Source organism: Bacteroidota bacterium (assembly GCA_019637975.1).
In the GTDB taxonomy this organism is placed as follows: Bacteria; Bacteroidota; Ignavibacteria; order UBA10030; family UBA6906; genus CAADGV01.
Genome location: JAHBUR010000001.1, coordinates 98,453 through 118,769, shown reverse-complemented (window position 1 = coordinate 118,769; position 20,317 = coordinate 98,453). Strand labels below are relative to the sequence as shown.

23 protein-coding genes are annotated in these 20,317 nt (G+C 50.7%); all 23 read left to right on the top strand.

Annotated features, from left to right (window positions below; translation table 11 throughout):
• Position 1: 1 nt before the first annotated feature.
• Positions 2–568, top strand: coding sequence for a hypothetical protein (locus KF749_00510; protein ID MBX2989626.1), 567 nt, complete (start codon positions 2–4; stop codon positions 566–568).
• Positions 565–2,379 carry a flagellar hook-length control protein FliK gene (locus KF749_00505; GenBank protein MBX2989625.1) on the top strand — a complete coding sequence of 605 codons (1,815 nt, stop codon included), beginning with the start codon at positions 565–567 and terminating at the stop codon, positions 2,377–2,379. The genes KF749_00510 and KF749_00505 overlap by 4 nt, the downstream gene beginning before the upstream one ends.
• A 23-nt stretch (positions 2,380–2,402) precedes the next feature.
• Positions 2,403–3,089 (top strand): flagellar hook capping protein, encoded by a 687-nt coding sequence (locus tag KF749_00500; GenBank protein ID MBX2989624.1) that lies wholly within the window; start codon positions 2,403–2,405, stop codon positions 3,087–3,089.
• A gap of 3 nt (positions 3,090–3,092) precedes the next feature.
• A complete protein-coding gene (locus KF749_00495; GenBank protein MBX2989623.1) occupies positions 3,093–3,479 on the top strand; it encodes a flagellar protein in 387 nt (128 codons plus the stop codon).
• Positions 3,480–3,582: 103 nt separating this feature from the next.
• Positions 3,583–4,869, top strand: coding sequence for a flagellar hook protein FlgE (locus KF749_00490; GenBank protein ID MBX2989622.1), 1,287 nt, complete (start codon positions 3,583–3,585; stop codon positions 4,867–4,869).
• 325 nt (positions 4,870–5,194) lie between these two features.
• A complete protein-coding gene (locus KF749_00485) occupies positions 5,195–5,737 on the top strand; it encodes a flagellar basal body-associated FliL family protein (GenBank protein ID MBX2989621.1) in 543 nt (180 codons plus the stop codon).
• A gap of 11 nt (positions 5,738–5,748) precedes the next feature.
• Positions 5,749–6,756, top strand: coding sequence for a flagellar motor switch protein FliM (gene fliM / locus KF749_00480; protein ID MBX2989620.1), 1,008 nt, complete (start codon positions 5,749–5,751; stop codon positions 6,754–6,756).
• Positions 6,743–7,189: a flagellar motor switch protein FliN gene (gene fliN / locus KF749_00475; protein MBX2989619.1), complete on the top strand. Its 447-nt coding sequence runs from the start codon at positions 6,743–6,745 to the stop codon at positions 7,187–7,189. The genes fliM and fliN overlap by 14 nt, the downstream gene beginning before the upstream one ends.
• 11 nt (positions 7,190–7,200) lie before the next feature.
• Positions 7,201–7,590, top strand: coding sequence for a flagellar biosynthetic protein FliO (locus tag KF749_00470; protein ID MBX2989618.1), 390 nt, complete (start codon positions 7,201–7,203; stop codon positions 7,588–7,590).
• Positions 7,590–8,342, top strand: coding sequence for a flagellar type III secretion system pore protein FliP (fliP, locus tag KF749_00465; protein ID MBX2989617.1), 753 nt, complete (start codon positions 7,590–7,592; stop codon positions 8,340–8,342). The genes KF749_00470 and fliP overlap by 1 nt, the downstream gene beginning before the upstream one ends.
• 9 nt (positions 8,343–8,351) lie before the next feature.
• On the top strand, positions 8,352–8,621 hold the full coding sequence (gene fliQ / locus KF749_00460; GenBank protein MBX2989616.1) for a flagellar biosynthesis protein FliQ: 270 nt from the start codon (positions 8,352–8,354) through the stop codon (positions 8,619–8,621).
• 14 nt (positions 8,622–8,635) lie between these two features.
• Positions 8,636–9,403, top strand: coding sequence for a flagellar biosynthetic protein FliR (gene fliR, locus KF749_00455; protein ID MBX2989615.1), 768 nt, complete (start codon positions 8,636–8,638; stop codon positions 9,401–9,403).
• A 3-nt stretch (positions 9,404–9,406) separates the two neighbouring features.
• The gene (gene flhB, locus KF749_00450; protein MBX2989614.1) at positions 9,407–10,501 is read left to right on the top strand and encodes a flagellar biosynthesis protein FlhB; all 1,095 of its coding nucleotides are present in this window, start codon (positions 9,407–9,409) and stop codon (positions 10,499–10,501) included.
• A 48-nt stretch (positions 10,502–10,549) separates the two neighbouring features.
• Positions 10,550–12,598, top strand: a complete 2,049-nt coding sequence (flhA, locus tag KF749_00445) for a flagellar biosynthesis protein FlhA (GenBank protein ID MBX2989613.1) — start codon at positions 10,550–10,552, stop codon at positions 12,596–12,598.
• A complete protein-coding gene (gene flhF / locus KF749_00440) occupies positions 12,588–13,829 on the top strand; it encodes a flagellar biosynthesis protein FlhF (protein ID MBX2989612.1) in 1,242 nt (413 codons plus the stop codon). Before flhA ends, flhF begins: the two co-directional genes overlap by 11 nt.
• Before the next feature lie 55 nt (positions 13,830–13,884).
• Positions 13,885–14,661 (top strand): MinD/ParA family protein, encoded by a 777-nt coding sequence (locus tag KF749_00435; protein ID MBX2989611.1) that lies wholly within the window; start codon positions 13,885–13,887, stop codon positions 14,659–14,661.
• Positions 14,658–14,900 carry a hypothetical protein gene (locus KF749_00430; protein MBX2989610.1) on the top strand — a complete coding sequence of 81 codons (243 nt, stop codon included), beginning with the start codon at positions 14,658–14,660 and terminating at the stop codon, positions 14,898–14,900. The genes KF749_00435 and KF749_00430 overlap by 4 nt, the downstream gene beginning before the upstream one ends.
• Positions 14,901–14,908: 8 nt before the next feature.
• Positions 14,909–15,664, top strand: coding sequence for a FliA/WhiG family RNA polymerase sigma factor (locus KF749_00425; GenBank protein ID MBX2989609.1), 756 nt, complete (start codon positions 14,909–14,911; stop codon positions 15,662–15,664).
• Positions 15,665–15,695: 31 nt separating this feature from the next.
• The gene (locus KF749_00420; GenBank protein ID MBX2989608.1) at positions 15,696–16,619 is read left to right on the top strand and encodes an HDOD domain-containing protein; all 924 of its coding nucleotides are present in this window, start codon (positions 15,696–15,698) and stop codon (positions 16,617–16,619) included.
• A gap of 1 nt (position 16,620) precedes the next feature.
• On the top strand, positions 16,621–18,003 hold the full coding sequence (locus tag KF749_00415; GenBank protein ID MBX2989607.1) for a GAF domain-containing protein: 1,383 nt from the start codon (positions 16,621–16,623) through the stop codon (positions 18,001–18,003).
• Entirely contained in the window at positions 18,000–18,725 is a 726-nt protein-coding gene (locus tag KF749_00410; protein ID MBX2989606.1) for a hypothetical protein, read from the top strand. Before KF749_00415 ends, KF749_00410 begins: the two co-directional genes overlap by 4 nt.
• Positions 18,722–19,468 carry a flagellar basal-body rod protein FlgF gene (flgF, locus tag KF749_00405; GenBank protein MBX2989605.1) on the top strand — a complete coding sequence of 249 codons (747 nt, stop codon included), beginning with the start codon at positions 18,722–18,724 and terminating at the stop codon, positions 19,466–19,468. The genes KF749_00410 and flgF overlap by 4 nt, the downstream gene beginning before the upstream one ends.
• Before the next feature lie 54 nt (positions 19,469–19,522).
• A complete protein-coding gene (gene flgG / locus KF749_00400) occupies positions 19,523–20,311 on the top strand; it encodes a flagellar basal-body rod protein FlgG (protein ID MBX2989604.1) in 789 nt (262 codons plus the stop codon).
• Positions 20,312–20,317 lie beyond the last annotated feature (6 nt).

Here is a 20,317-nt window from a genome sequence, read left to right as displayed (position 1 = left end):
CATGTCCAGCACAAAACAACATATAATCATATTTCTTTCATCCCTTGCATCGGTCACGACACTCATGGTTCTGACGGCAATAGTGGAACCGAAGTTCTTTTCCCTTGTTCCCGGCACGTTTCCGCCCGATTCGACTCTGCAGCACCATGCTGTAGTATCGGATTCAGCCGGCACTTCCGGCAATTTACCGGATTTGATGGATGATAGTTCCTCTTCAACCACCCGACAACCCGACACAGCTCGCGTACAAGCGACCCCTGTTGCAACAAATGCAGAGACAAAACAACTGCCGGAGAAAACGAAGGGGAACATGTCGGGCCTCAAGGGCAATGCACCGACAATAGTACCGGCGTCGGTGGACACGCTTGAAGAGGCAGAACTGAGGAAGATGGTGCAGATTTTTGAATCGATGGATCCCGAAGTGGCTGCCAGAATTCTGATGAAAATGGATGAAGACGCTATTAGAAAGGTAATCGCGAGAATGAAAAGCCGCCAAAGTGCAAAAATCCTCGCGACATTGGAACCGGAACAAGCTGCACGAATACTGAAAGGGAAGAAAAACTCATGATTGGATTACTGCAAGGATTGTTTTCCGGTACGTCACAGGATTCTCATCTGCCGGCAGCATCGTTGTCGGAGAAATGCAGCGAGGATCGGGTAGAAGGCGTTTACAGTGAACCTGCCGATGCAGGAACGTCATTCTTTGCTATGCTGGTGCAGTTGTTCACTCACCAATCCTCAAAGCAACCGGAACACACAGGAATGGCAACAGTGGAAGCGGCGGACGAGAAGTCTGCTTTCACAACAATACCCGAAGCCAATGAGCAAAAAGGGGAGGCGGCATACAGTCCTCGATTGACTGATCCACCCGCGGCGAAGATGACCCTTGTTTTTCCCACCAGAAGCGGTGCTGAATCGGCATCCGGGACTGTGGATGCTCTTCAAGTTTCGAACACTCAAATCGGAGACCAAAGTGTTCGGAGTTCTGCTCAATCTCACCTTGTGGAAAAAGGTGAACAGAAAGCGCCTGTTCATCATGAAGTCGGGCAGTTGCATCGCGCAACAGAGCAATTGATGCCCGTGGCTTTACAGAGGAATACCGAGCATCAATCCGGTTCAACAGTTCGATCGGCTCTTGAAGTGCCGCCTACTCAAAACGTAGTCATCGGCGGATCAAATAGTAAATCCCCTACAGAAAATGTTGAGCGAAGAAGTGAAGGGTTTCCTCTCCATTGGAACAAAACCGGATCAAGCGAGACTGACAGAGCTTCCGTACGGGAAATCGGAAGACCAAGGGTTGTCGAAGGATTGCAGAGCCTGTCATCCGAGACTGGCAGACCCTCCGTTCGGGAAACCGGAAGGCAAGGAGTTGCTGAGGAGTTACAGATTCTGACAAGCAAATTCTCAACCGGTTGGATTCTGAAGAGAGAGACGCCGGAGAGCAATACCCGGATGAATCTCCCGGCAGAGAATTCGGAAGATATCTCAACCGACGAAACAGGGCGAGTTCACACTCTCGATAGTGAGAACCATAATCAAGAAAACAAGGCCGGGTTGCAGCAATCACCATCACGCAGCAATCCGCAGTCTGTGAAGCAGGCCGGCACCGATCAGCTCCAGATACCTCAACCATCTGTAAAGATTCCGGAACCTGCATCGACTACCAAAGAAAATCCGGTCAATCTTTCTGAACAGTCAACCGAGAATGTTGTGCAGGAAAAAGTTACGGCTGAAGATTCCGAAACCAACACGGATCATGATGTGCAGCCGGACCCGAGTCTTCATAGTCAACGCAGAACGCTGACAGAAACAAAACATGTTCCTGCTCCAAATCAAGACATACAATCTGAAGCAGCAGGAAGGCCAGCTTCTTTCGAACTCCAACACATACCGGCTCAGAGCAGGCCGGAGATATCGAACTCGTTTCAGGTTGCCGACAAACTGCATATTCCTGTCCAGATTCCTCAGGATTTCGCGCAGAATCTCATCGTGCGTATCTCCGATGAGCTGAAAGCGCATATCGAAGGAAAATCATCGGAAGTGCGAGTCGTGATGAAGCCGGAATCGATGGGACAATTATCCCTTCGCGTTGCGCTGGAGGACGGGAGGCTTGTTGCGATTATGGATGTGAGCAAGACGGCGGTGAAGATCGCGCTGGAGGCGCAGTTGCCTCAATTGCGTGAGGCGCTTGCAGCGCAGGGAATCAATGTCGAACGCTTCGATATTCTATCGGGATCAACAACTCAGTTTGAGCGTCATGGTGATGGCAACGCCTTTCATCGGCAACAGCACTCTCGGCGCCAGATGGATGTGGATGTGGCCGAACGGTATGAGACCGTGAAGTATCTCGGCTACAACACTGTCGAATACATTATCTAACAACTACATAGAAAGGAGACTTCATGCCAATCTACCAGGCGACAGCAGTCGGTCCGCCGCAAATTGGTTCATCGACTGTGAACAAAGGAGCGATGGGAAAGGATGACTTTCTCAGGCTTCTCACAAACCAACTTCGCTTTCAGGATCCGATGAACCCGATGAAGGGGGCGGATTTTGCGGCGCAGTTGGCGCAATTCAGCTCTGTCGAGCAGCTCAGCAACATCAGCGCCTCGCTGGAACATAGCATCAACGCCAACTATGTACTGACGCAGGCAATCAACAACGGGCTGTCGGCTGGATTTGTCGGGAAGGAAGTGCGTGCAAGCGGCGATACGTTTACTCTGGCTGAGGCGGGCGACGGACTTCGGAGCGCAAAGCTGGGCTATTCGCTCGGATCGTCAGCAAGTTCCGTTACCGTCAAGATCAAGAACGAACGGGGGGAAGTTGTTCGTACGTTGCAGCTTTCGGGCACAAGCAAGGGGGACAATTCATTCACGTGGGACGGGTTGGATGACGGAGGCGTTGACGTTCCCGGAGGCAAGTACACGTTTTCCATCGAAGCCAAAGATTCAGCAAACAAGAGCATAGATGCTTCCACGTTTTTCTTCGGGAGAGTCTCTTCAGTCCGGTTTACCGCTGAGGGGACAAAGTTCGTCATTAATGGTCAGGAAGTATTCCTCGGTAATATTCTTGAAATTCTGGAGGGATAAGTCATGGCAGAAACAGTAAACGGTATCACTGTTCCGTTCCTGCCGGTAGGTGGGGTCGATGGACTGAAACAAAAGGCTTCGGTTCACCTTCCGGTAGAGCGATCGTTTGAAGCGATCTTTCAGAAGGAACTGAACGAAGTCAAGTTCTCGAAGCATGCACAGGAACGTCTGAACGAGCGCAATATCCAATTGGATCAACACGACATGTCTCATCTTCATAATGCCATCGAACTGGCGGAGAAGAAGGGTTCGCACGATTCTTTGGTGTTGTTGCGCGACATGGCGTTCATCGTCAGCGTGAAAAACAGAACGGTTGTAACGGCAATGCACGGCGAAAACATGAAGGCAAATGTTTTCACCAACATTGACAGTGCAGTAATAGCTGGATAGTACAGTAACTAACACGGGCTGGTCCTCGGTACGAGGAGGCCCCCGGTTGAGCCGAACGACAGAGGCTTGGCCAGAACACCATATCATCATAAGGGGGTATAATATGTCACTCTACACATCTCTTTTTTCGGGCGTGTCGGGCTTACGCAATCATCAGGTAATGCTCAACGTCATCGGAAACAACATTTCCAATGTTAACACCATCGGGTACAAATCGGCACGCACGACGTTTGCCGAGATGTTCTCGCAAACGCGGCTTAGCGCTTTTCGCCCAGCGGGTGAAAGCGGCGGTATCAACCCGCAGCAGATTGGCCTCGGCGCCTCGGTTGGTTCGGTGGATACGATGTTTACGCAGGGAAATTTTGAAGCGTCAGGCTCCGCAACCGATCTTGCTATTGCCGGCGGGGGATTCTTTGTTGTAAAGCAAGATGGACAGAAGTTCTACACGCGGGTTGGCAACTTCTCGTTTGATGCCGTCGGCAATATGGTATTGCCAGGCAACGGAGCAATTCTTCAGGGAAAACTGGCGAACCCCGACGGAACCATTCCACCGAATGCATCCATTCAGAATCTGAAACTTGCGCTCGATATGAAAGCGCCGCCCAAGGCTACAACGTTTGCGAAGCTGGCCGGAAACCTCGACAGCCGCGCTGTGCAAGATACCGAGGTGAATTCAACGATCCAGATATATGATTCTCTTGGCAATGCACACACCATCGAGATCAAATTCACCAAAACAGCCAACGCGAACGAATGGACTTGGGAAGCTTCGATTCCAACGGGCGGAACGCCGCCCGATCCCATGACGATTGCGAGTGGCGGCTCGGGCATTATCACGTTTGACAGCAATGGAGCATTGCTTGACTTCCAGTATGCCGGTGGTGCAACAGCGTTGACGGTTGACCCGAACAACGGCGCCGGCATGGGCCAACGAATCGATCTTACGCCCGGCAGGGTGGGAGAGTTTTCCGGCATTACACAAACAGCGCAGAATTCCCTTGTCAATATGCGCGATCAGGACGGGTACATATCCGGGACGCTGGAGAATATTGCCGTTGATAAGACAGGCAAGATTCAAGGGAAGTTCTCGAACGGAACCATCATCACTCTTGGACAGATCATGCTGGCTGAGTTCAACAACCCGGGTGGGTTAAGCAAGATAGCCGAGGGCATGTACAGCGCGTCCGGAAATTCCGGTGAACCGATTCTCCTCATTGCGGGTGAAGGGTCCAACTCCACTATCAACGGCGGCGCACTCGAGCAGTCAAATGTTGATCTCGCAGAGGAATTCACCAGGATGATCGTCGCGCAACGCGGATACCAATCAAATGCGCGGATTATCACGACGACGGATGAGATTCTTCAAGAGACGGTGAATTTGAAGCGCTAATTATGAGAATCCGGGGCGGCCGTTAGGTCGCTCCGGAATTTATTGATCCTGATGGTGTTGAGCAACTTTGGCGAGTTGCAGTAGCCCTCCTACGTGTTATCGCGTAGCCTGTTGCCCACCGGGTTCTTCAAGTTTCGCATTCGGTGTGCTAAAATCTCCACGTGGCCGATAATAGCCACCAAGGAACCCTCTTGCCATTTCCTCTCGCGCAAATCCTGCCTAAATCTCCACAATCTGACGCTACACTAAAGATTTTCAAAAAGATGCCGATGGCATACGGTTTGACCTCTCTGCTTGCAGAAATATTCAATAACGAAGAACTATCATGGCAGACGAGAAACCCACACCTGAACAACCCGCAGAAACACCCGAAAGCAAAAAGGACGGCCTCGGCAAGAGGATACTGATATTCGGCATTCCTGTTTTCCTTGTGCAGTTTGTCGTTGTCTATTTTCTGGTTGCAAAGTTCGTCGTTCCGGTTGCGGCACAAAACCAGACTGAACCCGCCGTGGAGCAATCAGGTCACGAACAGGAAGCCGCGAAAACCGACAAAAAGGAATCGAAAGAGCAGCATATCTATGCGGTTAAGGATCTCATCATCAATCCGGCCGCAACAAACGGCCAACGCTACCTCCTTACAACGATAGCATTCGACTTGAGCAGCAACGACGCGTTGAAGAGTCTGGAGAAAAAGGAGATGGCTGTACGTGATGCTCTCAACTCGATACTCACAAGCAAAACGATGGATCAGTTGATTGATGTCTCGAAGCGTGAGAGTCTGCGCGAAGAGATCGCCGGTAAGGTCGCAAATCTCGTGGATCATGGAACGCTTCAGAGTGTGTACTTCAGTAAATATATCATCCAATAAGAAACAGCACAATGGCGGGCATACTCTCACAACAGGAAATTGACAGTCTTCTTTCGGGAATGAAGAAGGGAGACGAGGCGACGGATGCAAATCCCGGAACTGACCGCGAAATCCTTCCTTTCGACTTCCAGATTCCGAACCGGATTTCGAAACGACAGTTGCAAGCGTTGAATGCCGTGTATACAACATTTGCGGAGGCGTTCGGCTCTTACCTGCTGTCAAGCCTGCAAGCCCGGGTCTCGGTCAGTGTGACGGATGTGCAGCAGATGTTCTACTCGCAATATCTTGCATCCACGACAAAGCCGAGTTGCCTGTATGTTTTTCGGATGGGCGAATCCGAGGCACAGGGCGTTTTGGAATTGAGTCCATCACTGGTCCTTGCCGTTATAGCACGAATGCTTGGGGGAACTGCCGATCCGAATTTGCCTCCCCGCTCCATCACGAAGATTGAACAGAACATTACCCGCGGAATTGTTCTCCGTGCTCTTGCCGATATGGATCGTGCCTGGGCGACAATCATCGACCGGAAATTCGAGTTGGAACGCTATGAGACCGAAGGCGACTTTCTTCAGATCGCTCCGACAAGTGAGATTGTTCTCGTTGTATCGTTCGAACTGACTATCGACGGGCAGCCGTATACTATGAACATCTGCCTTCCAACCTTTGCTTTTGAAGATATTCTTGCCAAACTCCACGTGCAACACTCTGCCGGCGTGGATTCGAGTCCCGGCCATACCGAATCCCGCGTCGTCGTTATGAAGACATTGGAAACCACAAGGCTTCCCCTCGTGTGCATGCTTGGCGACACGACACTTACAGTGCAGCAATTGATGAATTTGGAGCCCGGCGACGTGTTGCTCACCGATACAACGACGACAAGCGATCTTCGCATCGAACTTGACGGCACAACGCGTGCTCTCGGAAAGCCGGGAATCTCCAACGGACGGGCGGCAGTGAAGTTAACTCAAATACTATCAGATACCACTAATCAGGAAGAAGGTCAACATGGATCAAATTAAGGATGAAGAAATCCTGAAGTTTCCTCCGCGCCAACAGGAAGCTGAGAAGGCGAATGAGCAAACGGAGGGTGAAGCCCGTCTGTTTCCTTATTCCACAGGTGATGTGGAAATGCAGAAGGCAAGTTTCCAGCCGTTGGATCAGACAACGGAACCCGGCGCGGGCGATCGGGACAAGAAGCTTGACCTGATTATGGGAATCAATCTGTCTGTCTCCGTTGAGCTTGGCCGGACGAACATCGAGATTCGACGAATTCTCGACATGAAACGCGGCTCGATTATCGAATTCGATAGAATGGCCGGCGAGCCTGTTGATATCATTGTCAACGGAACAAAGATGGCTGAAGGCGAAGTCGTGGTTATCGACAAACATTTTGCCATCCGCGTAACAAGTCTCGTCGGGACAGCGGAACGCATAAAGGGACTGGGTTCCTGATGGAGTGGATCGTGGTGAAGTCTCTTCTCTCTCTCGGTGCCGTCATTTTGCTGATGATCGGTGTTGTGGTCGTGATGAAGAAGTACATGTACGGACGTCAATCCTCATCATCCCAAATCGTTGAGATGAAGGTGATTGGAACGTTGATGATTCAGCCTAAACGCTCGGTCAGTGTGATCAAGGTAATGGACAAAGTTCTCGTGATAGGCGTGTCGGAAGAAGGGATGCACTCGCTGGGCGAAATCAGCGACGCAACAAGTCTGAGTCAAATCGACGAGCGGCTTGCCGGTGAGTCTGCACAAGGCGGTTGGTTTACAAGAAAACCCTCGCAATCAACCTCCGTTTCATTTGCCGATGCGCTCAAGGCGCAAATCAGCAAAGTGGCGGCGAAAGGGGTCTGATGACGAGAAGATTGCTGCTCATGGTTCTTGCGTGTGTTGTTCTCGCGGGCGCGTTGTATGCCCAGAACAAACCCATGCCGCTTCCAAAACTCTCGGTCGAAGTGGGCAAAACGGCGAATCCGGAAGATGTGTCCATCACGCTTCAGATTCTGTTCCTGATGACTATTCTTTCTCTTGCCCCGGCGCTTCTTATTCTGACAACCGCGTTCACACGCATCATTGTGGTGTTTCATTTTCTGAAACAAGCAATGGGAACGACACAAATGCCTCCCTCACAGGTTCTTATCGGGCTGGCGTTGTTTCTTACATTCTTCGTAATGGCTCCGACGTGGAACAAGGTAAACGATTCCGCCCTTCAACCGTATTTTCAGAAGAAGATAACTCTTGAGGAAGCGTACGACAAAGGCGTTGAACCGATTCGTGAGTTCATGTTCAAACAAACGCGGGAGGAAGACTTGGGATTGTTCCTCCGTCTGTCAAATCTCGACAAGCCCAAGAGCCGCGAGGAAGTGCCGACGTATGCTTTGGTGCCGGCATATGCCATCAGCGAGTTGCGCGTCGGGTTTCAGATAGGGTTCATGCTGTTCATTCCGTTCATCATTATTGACATGGTGGTTGCGAGTATTCTCATGTCGATGGGTATGATGATGTTGCCGCCGGCAATGATCTCAATGCCGTTCAAGATATTGCTATTTGTTCTGATTGATGGATGGCACCTCGTCGTAAAATCGCTGATGCAGAGCTTTCAGTAAGGAGATGACATGACTGTCGAATTCGTAGTCCACCTGTTTCGTGAGACATTTTTCACCGCAATGCTTGTCGCGGCCCCGGTTCTTCTGGCCTCGTTGCTTGTTGGTTTGTTTATCTCGGTGTTGCAGGCCGCAACATCCATTCAAGAGTTCACGCTGACGTTTGTTCCGAAACTCATTGCTATCGCTATCATTCTCGTATTAACTCTTCCGTGGATGATAGACACATTGCTCGGGTTTACGATCAGCCTCTTCCAGCAAATTCCGACAATCGCACACTGACGGCAGCAAGCACAATGGAGGTATACGTTTCCCAGCTTCTTCTGTTTTTCCTGCTGTTCGTGCGCATTACGTCGTTAATTGTTGTTGCGCCGATACTGGGCCATCAGGGCATTCCGGTACAGGTCAAGGTAGCCTTTGGCCTGTTTTTTTCGTTTGTCCTATACCCTGTAGCCGCAGGCGATGCGCCGCCTGTGACAATAGAGTTCCTGCCGTTTGTATTGCTCATTCTTCATGAAGCGGCAGCCGGAATCCTGATCGGATTTGCGACCGGTTTGTTGTTTGCAGGCGTCCGGTATGCAGGCGAACTGATCTCGCTCGAGACAGGTCTTTCGGCTGCATCGATGTTCGATCCTGAAGCAGGCAAAAGTACCTCCGTGATTAGCGAGTTGATGTATTTGATGATGCTTATGGTCTTCCTCCTTCTGAACGGACATCATTTTGTGCTTGAGGCGCTGTACCTAAGCTATACGGCAATTCCGATCGGCGGCTTGACACTTTCTGCCGCAGCCTTCGACGGAATGTTGAAACTCACAGGGTTCATTTTCATTGTTGCAGTGAAACTTGCGGCACCGGTAATGGTGGCGATGTTCCTCATCAGCGTTGCGCTTTCGATTCTTTCCCGCGTGATGCCGCAGATGAACATCTTCATGGTCGCGTTCCCTCTGAAAATCGGAGCAGGGTTCTTCGCGATCATGATGGCTGCTCCGTTGTTGGTGTTCGTGTTCAAGAAGCTGCTTGCAACGTTCGAGGCCAACTTACTTGAGTTGATAAGGATATTGTAAGAGATGGCAGAATTCGAATCATCGGCTGAAGAAAAAACCGAACCGGCGAGTCAGAAGAAGAAAGACGATACTCGCAAGAAAGGAAGTGTTGCCAAGTCAACGGACTTGAATTCGGCGACTGTTCTTGTGTTCGGCCTGCTGGTGTTGTACTTGGGAGGCTCGACGGTTGCGTTGAAGCTTGCCGCAATCGGGCGCTCCGTGTTTTCGAACGTTGGGCAGATCGAGCTCAGCAGCGCCAACCTGCATTTCATTCTTCGGGAGGGGATTGTTTCGTTTGCGCTCATTCTTGCCCCCCTGCTGCTTGCCGTGATGGCAGTTGGCTTGATTTCGAATATTGCCCAGGTTGGACTCTTGTTTACGTGGGAGCCGTTGCGGCCAAAGTTTACCAAGCTTAATGTTCTGAAAGGGCTGAAACGCATTCTGGCTTCAAAACATTCTATCGTTGAAGTGATGAAAGGCCTGCTCAAAATATCCGTGATCGCAGCGGTTGCCTATGGTTCCATGCATGATGTCGTGTCCGAATCCCTCTCTTTGGCAGACGGGGCGGTAAACGGAATTGTAGAGTTCATGTCGGTTGCGTCTGTAACGGTAGGATTGAAAGTCGGGCTCGCCTTTTTTGTCATTGCTGCCGCCGATTATGCTTTCCAGCGATTTGAATTCGAAAAGAAGCTGCGCATGACAAAGCACGAAGTGAAGGAAGAAATGAAACAGTCAGAGGGCGACCCGTTGATTAAGGGACGTATCAGAACGATCCAGCGCCAGATTGCGTATCGCCGCATGATGCAGGATGTTCCCAAAGCCGATGTCGTGATTACAAACCCGACGCACTTCGCGGTTGCCATCAAATACGAAATGGCGAAGATGGGCGCACCGAAAGTTGTTGCAAAAGGTGTTGATCTCATCGCGCAGCGCATCAAGAATATCGCTCAGGAAAACAATGTCCCGATTGTCGAGGACAAGCCCCTCGCGCAAATGTTGTATAAGACGGTGGAAGTAGGCGAGGAAATTCCGGAAAAACTATTCCAGGTTGTTGCCCAGGTTCTTGCATACGTGTATCGTCTGCGTGAAACAGGAAAGTCAATGTTCAGTGTGAATTAGACAATGGAATCAGCGGTTTACAACAGGGGGTTTCTCGACTCGGCACCAATGAAGATGCTGAGCAAGAACTCCGACTTCGTACTTGCAGGCGGCGTGATACTCATCCTCGCAATGATGATCATTCCGCTGCCTCCGCTGATGTTGGATGTGTTGCTTGCTACGAACATCACCATTGCCATCCTCATTCTGACGGTGTCGATGTACATCACGCATCCGTTGGAACTGTCGGTCTTTCCCGGCCTCCTCCTGATACTCACTATCTTCCGCTTATCGCTCAACGTTGCTTCAACACGCTTGATTCTGGGCGAAGGGTATGCAGGTGAAGTGATCAATGCCTTCGGCATATTCGTGGTCCAGGGAAACTACGTCGTCGGATTCATCATCTTCATCATTCTCGTCATCATTCAGTTCATTGTGATTGTAAAAGGAGCCGGACGGATTGCGGAGGTCGCGGCACGCTTCACTCTCGATGCAATGCCCGGCAAGCAAATGGCAATCGACGCTGACATGAATGCGGGTCTTATCACCGAAGATCAGGCCCGTCAGCGTCGACGTGAAATCGCCCGTGAAGCAGAGTTTCATGGAGCAATGGACGGTGCAAGCAAGTTCGTCAAGGGGGATGCAATCGCCGGGCTCTTGATTAACCTTGTCAACATCGTCGGCGGGTTTGTGATTGGTATTGTGCAACGGGGAATGCCATTTACCGATGCTCTGCAAAACTACACATTACTGACGGTGGGCGACGGGCTCGTGTCGCAAATCCCCGCTCTCATTGTGTCAACTGCCGCCGGTATGATTGTGACACGCAGCGCGTCGGGGACTGCCCTTGATATTGAAATGCGGACGCAATTGCTGGGAAAACCGAAACCGTTATTGATCGTTTCCGGAGCGTTGGGGCTCTTTGCGATTGTGCCAGGTCTTCCGACAATTCCGTTCCTGTTACTTGCCGGGCTTACCGGATCGATAGGATTCGTCAATATGCGCGATAGCAAGCATGCAGCGCTCGAGAAAGCAAAACCGCCGGCTCCTGCAACTCCGAAACAAGAGCAGATAGAGGATTATCTCCAAGTTGATCCGTTGGAGGTGGAAATCGGATACGGGTTGATTTCTCTGGTTGATGAAATACAGGGTGGAGATTTGTTCAATCGGATAACGAACCTCCGCAAACAACTTGCGATGGATCTGGGCATTATCATTCCTCCTGTCCGTGTACGCGATAACCTTCAGCTCGATCCCAATCAATATGTAATCAAGATCCGCGGGAATGTTGTTGTCACGAACACTCTTATGGTTGATCGGCTGCTTGCAATGAACCCCGGAGTTGCAGGTGAAGATATCAAAGGTATTGCCGCAAAAGAGCCTGCGTTTGGTTTGCCGGCAATCTGGATTGGCTCGCACGAGCGTGATCATGCGGAAATGGCGGGCTATACGGTGGTGGAGCCGGCAGCGGTTCTCTCCACACACCTTCAGGAAGTATTGCGTCGCAATTGCGACAAGATTCTTGGCCGGCAAGAGACGAAGAAACTCATTGAAAATCTGAAGAAGGAATACCCGGCCATTGTTGACGAAATCAACCCGGAATCACTTCCGTTCGGAACAATTCAAAAGGTGCTACAGAATTTATTGAAGGAAGGAATTCCGGTACGAGATCTTGTCACCATTCTTGAGTCGCTATGCGACTACGCGAAGGTGACAAAGAATGTTGACGTACTGACAGAGTATGTCCGTCATTCCCTTTCGGATACCATTGCCCGGATGTACAAGGACGGAAAGGGTGTGCTGCACGCAATTGCAATGGACCCGCGGCTTGAGCAAGTGATCACCAACGCCCTGCAGAATCAACGCGAAAGCAGTCCAAGTCTCGGTTTGGCGCCCGAAATGATTCAAGAGATACAAAGAAGCCTGACAGCCAACGTCGAAATAATGATGGCAGGAGGATATCAGCCGGTTGTTTTATGTGTTGCGACTGTCAGGCCCTACTTTTATCGTTTGATTCGAACATCGTTTCCGAACGTTGCAGTGTTATCGTTTACAGAACTGCCGCCCGAAACAGAAATTGAATTCATAGGAAAACTGGAGGCAAGCAATGCAGATTAAAAAATTCACCGGAACCACTCTCAAAGCGGCGACAGATGTAATGAGAAGTGAATTGGGAGAGAATGCGATCATCCTGAATACCAGAACAGTTCCAAAAGGTGGAGTACTCAACTTTCTTCGTAAAGATGAGTTTGAGATTACTGCTGCAATTGATGAAGAGGTGGCGGCAGACTCGGATTTCCCGCGACACTTGGCCCGCGCCGGAGTCAGCCCGACATCGCCTGAGATACACGGTGGCGAGAACACATTCGCAAGCCTGCAAAAAGTGGCGAGGCAGTTCGAGCATCGAACCCGTGAGCGGCATCCGGGAAGGACTGGTTCGCAATCTGCGAACGGTCTGGCTGAGTACCACGATTTGAAAGGGGAGGTCGAGCAGTTGCGAAGCGTGGTTGAGGAAATTGCCATCCATCTCAAGTACAGCAAAATGCCGACCCTGCCGGAACATTTGAAAAGCGCATATACAAAGCTCGTCGGGCAGGATGTGAATGAACACATTGTGTCGGAACTCGTCCAAGGTGCGTACCGCTCGTTGGGAGAGGATCGCCTTGGAAACAAGAAGGATGTCGAGCAACATCTGTTGCGGACTCTTTCCGGTATGTTCAAGACGTTGCCTTCTCCATCATCATCCAAGAAGCCCCGGATTATCGCGTTGGTGGGCCCTACCGGGGTCGGAAAGACAACAACGGTGGCTAAGCTCGCTGCCATCCATAAGCTGATCCACAAGCAGAATGTTGCCTTGATATCGGCAGACACGTATCGAATCGGCGCCATCGAGCAGTTAAGAACCTTCGCGGCAATCGCCGATATCCCGATGGAAGTCGTGTACAAGCCCGCCGAGATGAAATCGGCTCTATCATCTTTCAAAGGAAAGGACGTTGTCCTCATCGACACAGTTGGAAGAAGCCAGCGAATGAAGAGAGAGATCAATGAATTGGCAAAGTTCGTAGGCGCTGCCAATCCTCACGAAGTTCATCTTGTTCTCAACTCTTCAACTCAAAGCCGGGCGTTGGAGGAAATACTCGAGCGGTTCAAAGTCGTTACGCCGAACCGGGTCATCTTCTCGAAACTCGACGAGGCTGTAACATTCGGCCAAATGGTCAATATTGCGCATAGGTCAGGAATTCCAATCTCGTATATCACCACAGGACAAAGCGTTCCTGATGATATCAAAGTGGCAAGCAATGTGCATCTTGCACAGATGGTATACACCGGAGAGTTAACGAATGTTTGACCAGGCGACCCGCCTACGGGAAATAGCGGAGAAAAATTGCAGAAGGAATTCTGCGATGAAGCCGCATATCATCACCGTTGCCAGCGGGAAGGGAGGCGTAGGAAAAAGCACCGTAGCGCTGAATCTTGCGTTGCGTTTGGCGGAACTGGGCGGCACATCGCTATTGCTCGATGCAGACGAGAACCTGGGGAATATCGATGTGCTGGCGGGGATTTCGCCGAAGCTGCGGCTTGGCGACATCCTCCGGGGGGAGAAGGATATTGAAGACGTCATCATGCCGGTTACCAAGAACTTCAGCATCCTGCCGGGTAATTCCGGCGATCGCGAGTATCCGGTAATGACGTTGGAGAAGCAGACGGAATTGCTCAATGACATCGCTGACTTGGATCGACACTACGACTACCTGGTCATTGATACTTCGGCGGGAATACGGGAGGATATCATCAACTTTGCAGTTCGTTCACACGAGACACTTGTCATCACCAGTCCCGAGCCGACAGCGATAATGGACGCCTATGCATTGATCAAGTTGATTACACTTGCCGACGAATTTGTTCCCTTGAAAATTGTGGTCAATGGAGCCCGAACTCCTGCCGACGCAGATGATGCTGCAATGAAATTGCAAACGGCAGTGAATCATTTTCTGAAGAAGCATCTTCATTATCTCTGCTCAATCCCGTACGATATCAGCGTCGCGAAAGCTGTAGCACGGCAATCGCCGGTTCTAAAGGAATTCCCCCTCTGCGGAGCATCACTTTCGATGAACATGCTCGCAGGTCGCATAGCAGAGCAGGCTGCACATCTGAAAACACGAAGGGTTCGTATAGCATGAACAAACTCATTTTTCAAATCGGGGTTCTGGGTTTCTGTGTTGCCACGGTCGTTTTCGGCGGAAGCGGCGGATCGGTGTTGGAGATTGTATCCCGTTCGTTCATTGTTTTTGTCGGGATTGTGCTTGCCGCAACCGCAATCATTCTGGTTGGCGGGATGATGATCCGGAAGAATATCGTCGACTCTCAGTCATCGGAAAAAGATGCGACCACCCAGGTTCCTAACAGTACAACAACATGAACACGGTGATGAACGAAACAGCGACTGACACTTTGTGGGAGGAATACTCCCGCACACGGTCGCTTGATGTGAAACGGCAACTGGTCATGGAGTACAGTGGCGTGGTGAAGTATGTCGTCAGCAAGTTCCGCGGGTATTCCAGGCAGTCGGCTTCGGTGATCAATGAAGAGGACCTGCTGCAACTCGGAATGATCGGGCTTCTGGATTCCATTGAGAGGTTTGATCCTTCGCGGGGAGTGAAATTCGAGACGTATGCAATCACACGCATCCGCGGAACAGTACAGGATGAGTTGCGAAAACTCGACTGGGTGCCGCGTTCTGTTCGAGAAAAAGTCCGCACACTCGACAAGGTGACGCAGAAAATCGAGTGCAATAACACTCTCGCGGGTTCGACGAAGCATATTGTGGAGGAACTGCAAATGTCCGTCGAAGAGTATGTCCGAATGCTCCACGAAGCACGAAGCGTCACACCGGAAGCGATCACGTTCGGAGCAGGCACCGAAGAATCGTTGGAGAACAGCATTGCCGACGATAATATCGACCCTGCGGAACGAATCGGCAATGAACAGGTGAAGGAAATGCTTGTGTCTATTGTGGAGGACTTGCCGTCGCAGGACAGACTCGTTATTGCGCTGTATTATTATGAAGAACTGACATTCAAGGAAATTGCCAATGTGCTGCGGCTTTCTGAATCGAGAGTGTTTCAGAAGCATGCGGCGATTCTCGAACGATTGAAAAAGAAGGTAAGCGCGCTCGTGTACTGACACGGACCAGGCGCTGCTTCGCAAACAAGGAATGGATGACTATTCAGATTCGAAAGCTGGACTGACACTTAGGAACTACATGGCATCACCGCAATTCATACGGGACAAGGTACAATCAATCATACAGTTGCCGACACTTCCGGCTGTTGCCCAGGAAGTTGTGGAGATGGTTGAAAATCCGAAAACATCAGCTTCACGTTTGGGCAGAGTGATAGAAGCTGATCAGGCTCTGACGGGGAAAGTATTGAAGATCGCCAACTCAGCATTCTACGGTTTCCCGAAGCAAATAGCGACCGTTGATTTCGCAATAATTGTTCTCGGGTTTGATGCACTGAAGGAGATAGTCATTAGTATCTCACTTGTCAGCGCCCTTCAAAAAAAGGGTGACGCAACATTCGATGCCCACCGGTTCTGGGATCACTCAATTTATAGCGGCGTCATTGCACGCAGGCTCGCCCGTGACCTTGGGTACCGCGTCAGTGGTGAAGTGTTTGTCGGCGGTCTACTTCACGACATGGGTATGTCGGCCTTGTATCAGTATTTTCGTAGTGAGTACGATGACATAAAGGCGCGAGCTGAAACCTCGGGCCTCCCCTTTATTGAGGCTGAGCGCGAAGTTCTTGGCGTTACGCATGCGGAAATCGGCGGCTGGCTTGCCGAACGGTGGAACTTTCCGAATCATCTCGTTGAAGCAATCTTCAAACACCACGAACCGCTGGAAGCGAAAGAGAATCCGGATCTCGTCAGTATTATCCATTGTGCTGACGTGTTGGCAAATACTCTGTGCGGATCGCCGATGCAGTACGAAGACGGGTTAACATTCCATCCGGATGTGTTGCACAGGCTTCAACTCGACGATCCGGGGTTGCTTGACCGGTACATTGAAAATTATCGTTCGATCATTGCTTCGGATATAACACAGTTCAAGAGTATGTTCGGTGCGACCCGAGACTAACATGAAGCCTTCCTCACATCAGAAAACCAGATTGCGCCGCAATCGTCTGCAGTTGCTTGACAATGCTGCGCCGCAGTTTGAATCGTTCATGGAGAGCCGCGAGCAGTACATTACAGCGCTGGAAGAGACAATTGATCTTCTCAAACGGAATCATCTCCAGGCAACGGAAAATAACGCGGCTATTCGTACCTCGCTTAATGAACTGTTGGCGATGCAGCAATTGTCCAACAGTATCAGCACAGCGTTGGAGCCGGAAGAGATTGTCGGGACGCTTGTGCATCTCACGCGGCAGGTTCTTCCGGTGCTTGAAATGAACGTGTTTCTGTTCGAGCGGGAATCGGGTTTGCTCTTGCCATTTTCAAAGCGATCTTCCCAGGAGTTTATCGTCCTTGCCCGGAAGCAGGTTGAGGCGGGAATTGTGGATTGGGTGATAGCGGAGCAACGGACAGCGTTGTTCCCTGACCTTGATGTGATCGGTGCAGGCATGCAACAGAGAATTCTCGTAATCGTGCCGCTTTTCATGCGCAACGAGGCGCTTGGGGTCTTCATCATTCAGTCGCCGAAATCGCATGAAGAAATCTCAAACCACGACATCCAGCTCTTGAGTGTTCTGGCGCATCAAGCCGCGGTTGGTATCGAGAACTGGCGGACATATGATCGCATTGTGTCTTTGAACAAAGAACTGAAGGAATCGCAGGCGCAGACGATGCATGCCGCAAAGCTCGCTGCCATCGGCGAGTTGGCTGCGAGTATTGTGCATGAGATCAAGAATCCGATTCAGATCATCATGATGCATATGGAAATGGTGCAGCGCGGGAAGCCACTTCCCGGATGGCACGATCTTCTCGCACAGCAAGTCAAGCGTCTCTCGGAGATGACCCGACGGCTGATGAACTTCGCCCGCAATGCTTCGGAAGAGCCCAAAATGGAGGAAGTCAACGTGAATAGGGCGATTGAAGAGACCGTGGCCATGGTTCAACACGAATATCGGAACTCGATGATAGAAATCTGTACTGCGTTGTGTCCCGATCTTCCTCCGGTGGTTGGTAACATCAATACGCTGCAGCAGGTGTTCCTGAATCTGTTGATCAATGCGCGGGATGCAATGCACAAAGGCGGAATGATAACAATCTCGACAGAATCCTCGGGGTTTCACATAATTGCAAAGTTCGTTGACTCAGGAGGGGGGATTGAAAAACACCATCTTGACAAGATCTTTATGCCGTTTTTCACAACGAAGGGTGAAGGAAGCGGAACAGGCCTTGGCCTATCCATTTGCAGAAAAATCATCAGTGACCACAAAGGAGAAATAAATGTGGAGAGTGAAGTAGGGAAAGGGACGACATTCACGATATTTCTGCCTATGCGAAGGAGGGTTGTATGAGACGACTGCTGGTATTGGCAATTCTGCTGCTCGCGCCGTATGCGAGTATTGTGGCGCAAGCGAATTTGCAAAAGACGAAACGCGAGGCTCCACCTCGTGCTGAAACCAAATCATCGGCAGATACAAACTCATCGCAGGAATCGGAGAATGTCGTTCCGGTGATTGACATTAGAGCGTTGGCTTTACAGAATGAGGAGGCGGCAGCGAACAGGAGCCCGGCTATGAGCATATCCGATCAGGGCGTTTTTGGGGTGCGGACCATTCCATTTGTTGCCGCTTTGCTCGTCTCACTTGTCGGGACCGCTGCAATGATGTCCACGATTGGCAATCCGATGTCGCGCAAGCACACCATGCCGCGTTCGAACCAGCTTGAGAGGCATGAAGTATCGGCAGTTGATGCAATTCTTGCACAGGCGAAACTCGTCCTTCAAGAAAAAATACAAGGATCGTCCGGGCGTCTCGCGTTAGAATTCGGTACGGTTGAAGCAGATGATTCGGCCATTTCTCTCGCCAAGACATTCGGGCGGGGACAGGGAGAATTTCATCTGTTGAGAAGACTCGAATCGGAGCGCAAGCCCTACGCATGGGAATCACAACTCAAGTCCACGCGGCAGAATCACGTTTCAGCCAAAAGGCTTGGGGTTGGCAGGGGAGAAGTCGAGCTTGCCACGTCGTTGCGAAAACTGGAAGAATCACAAATCCGGAAGGAGTCACGAGCATGATCAAGGGACTGTATTCATCAAGCAATGGCATGCCACCCATGCTTGTGAAAATGGAAGTTCTGGCAAACAATCTCGCAAATATGAATGCAACAGGTTTCAAGAAGGACGGGATGTTTGTAGAGATGATGAAAGATTCCGGCGTTGCCCCAAAGTCCTCTGCAGGCGAATTCACCGCACGGCTGACGATTCAAAAGACAACCGATTTCAGTGAAGGGTCATTGAAACAGACACAGAACCCCCTTGATTTTGCGTTGCAGGGTGAAGGCTATTTTGTCGTGCAGACTCCGCAGGGTGAACGATACACGCGCAACGGCAACTTTACGCTCGGGCTTGATGGATCGTTGACAACGCGTGAAGGGTTTCCCGTTCTCAGTTCGGACGGAAAAATCACGCTTCCGAATGTTCAGAGGGTAGTTCAGGAGAACGTTGTCGTTACCGAGTCAGGCGAGATCATGATCGGAAAGGACCACATAGGAAAAATAAGGATTGTCGAGTTTCAGGATCAATCGAAACTGAAGAAGGAAGGCGGCGCCATATTTCGTTCGGATGAAGAGAATACTGCGGGACTCATCGAAAAGGAGTTTCCGATTGTGCGGCAGGGCTTTCTGGAAGAATCGAACGTTGACGGGATTGCAGAGATGATCGAAATGATCGAGATATCACGTCACTTCGAATCAAATCAAAAAGCGATCACATCCCAGGATGCGACGCTCGACAAGTTGATGGAAGTAGGAAAGTTCTGAAACAAAAGAACATGAGAAGAGAGCAGCAAAAGTCTATGACAAAGGGAGAATGATATGAACAGGGCACTACGAACAGCATCTGCAGGAATGGGCGCTCAACAATTGAACGTGGACACCATCGCGCACAATCTTGCGAATGTAAACACGACGGGCTTCAAGAAGTCGAGAGCGGAGTTTCAGGACTTGATGTACCAGACAATCAAGGCAAGCGGAGGCGCAAGCGGTAATGCATTGCGGGAGACGAACGAAATTCAGGTCGGAACCGGTACAGCACCGATGGCAACGCAGAAGAGCTTCGTGCAGGGAGACTTGCAGGCGACAAGCAATCCGTTTGACATATCAATTGTCGGCGAGGGCTTCTTCCAGATCCGAAAACCGGACGGGACAATTGCTTACACACGGGACGGTTCCTTCAAACTTTCTTCAGACGGTACTCTTGTCACTTCACTCGGTTATGTGATGGATCCCGGCGTGTCGCTTTCGAGCGATGCACAGAGTTTCTCCGTGAGTCGTGACGGTACGGTTGAAGTCAGCGATGGCTCCGGAGATACGCCGGTTCGCGTCGCACAAATTGAGCTGGCAAGATTTGTGAACGTGGCCGGATTGAAGGCAATCGGCAACAACCTGTTCGTTGAAACGCCCGCTTCAGGTGCTGCAATGGTCGGGACAGCGGGAAGCGAGGGATTTGGCGAACTTCAACAAGGTTACCTTGAATCATCCAACGTGGATGTTGTTGAGGAGATGGTGAATATGATCGTTGCGCAACGTGCGTATGAAATCAATTCGAAGACGGTCAAAACCGTTGAAGATATGCTTCAAATCGCCAACAACTTGAAGCGGTAACGCACT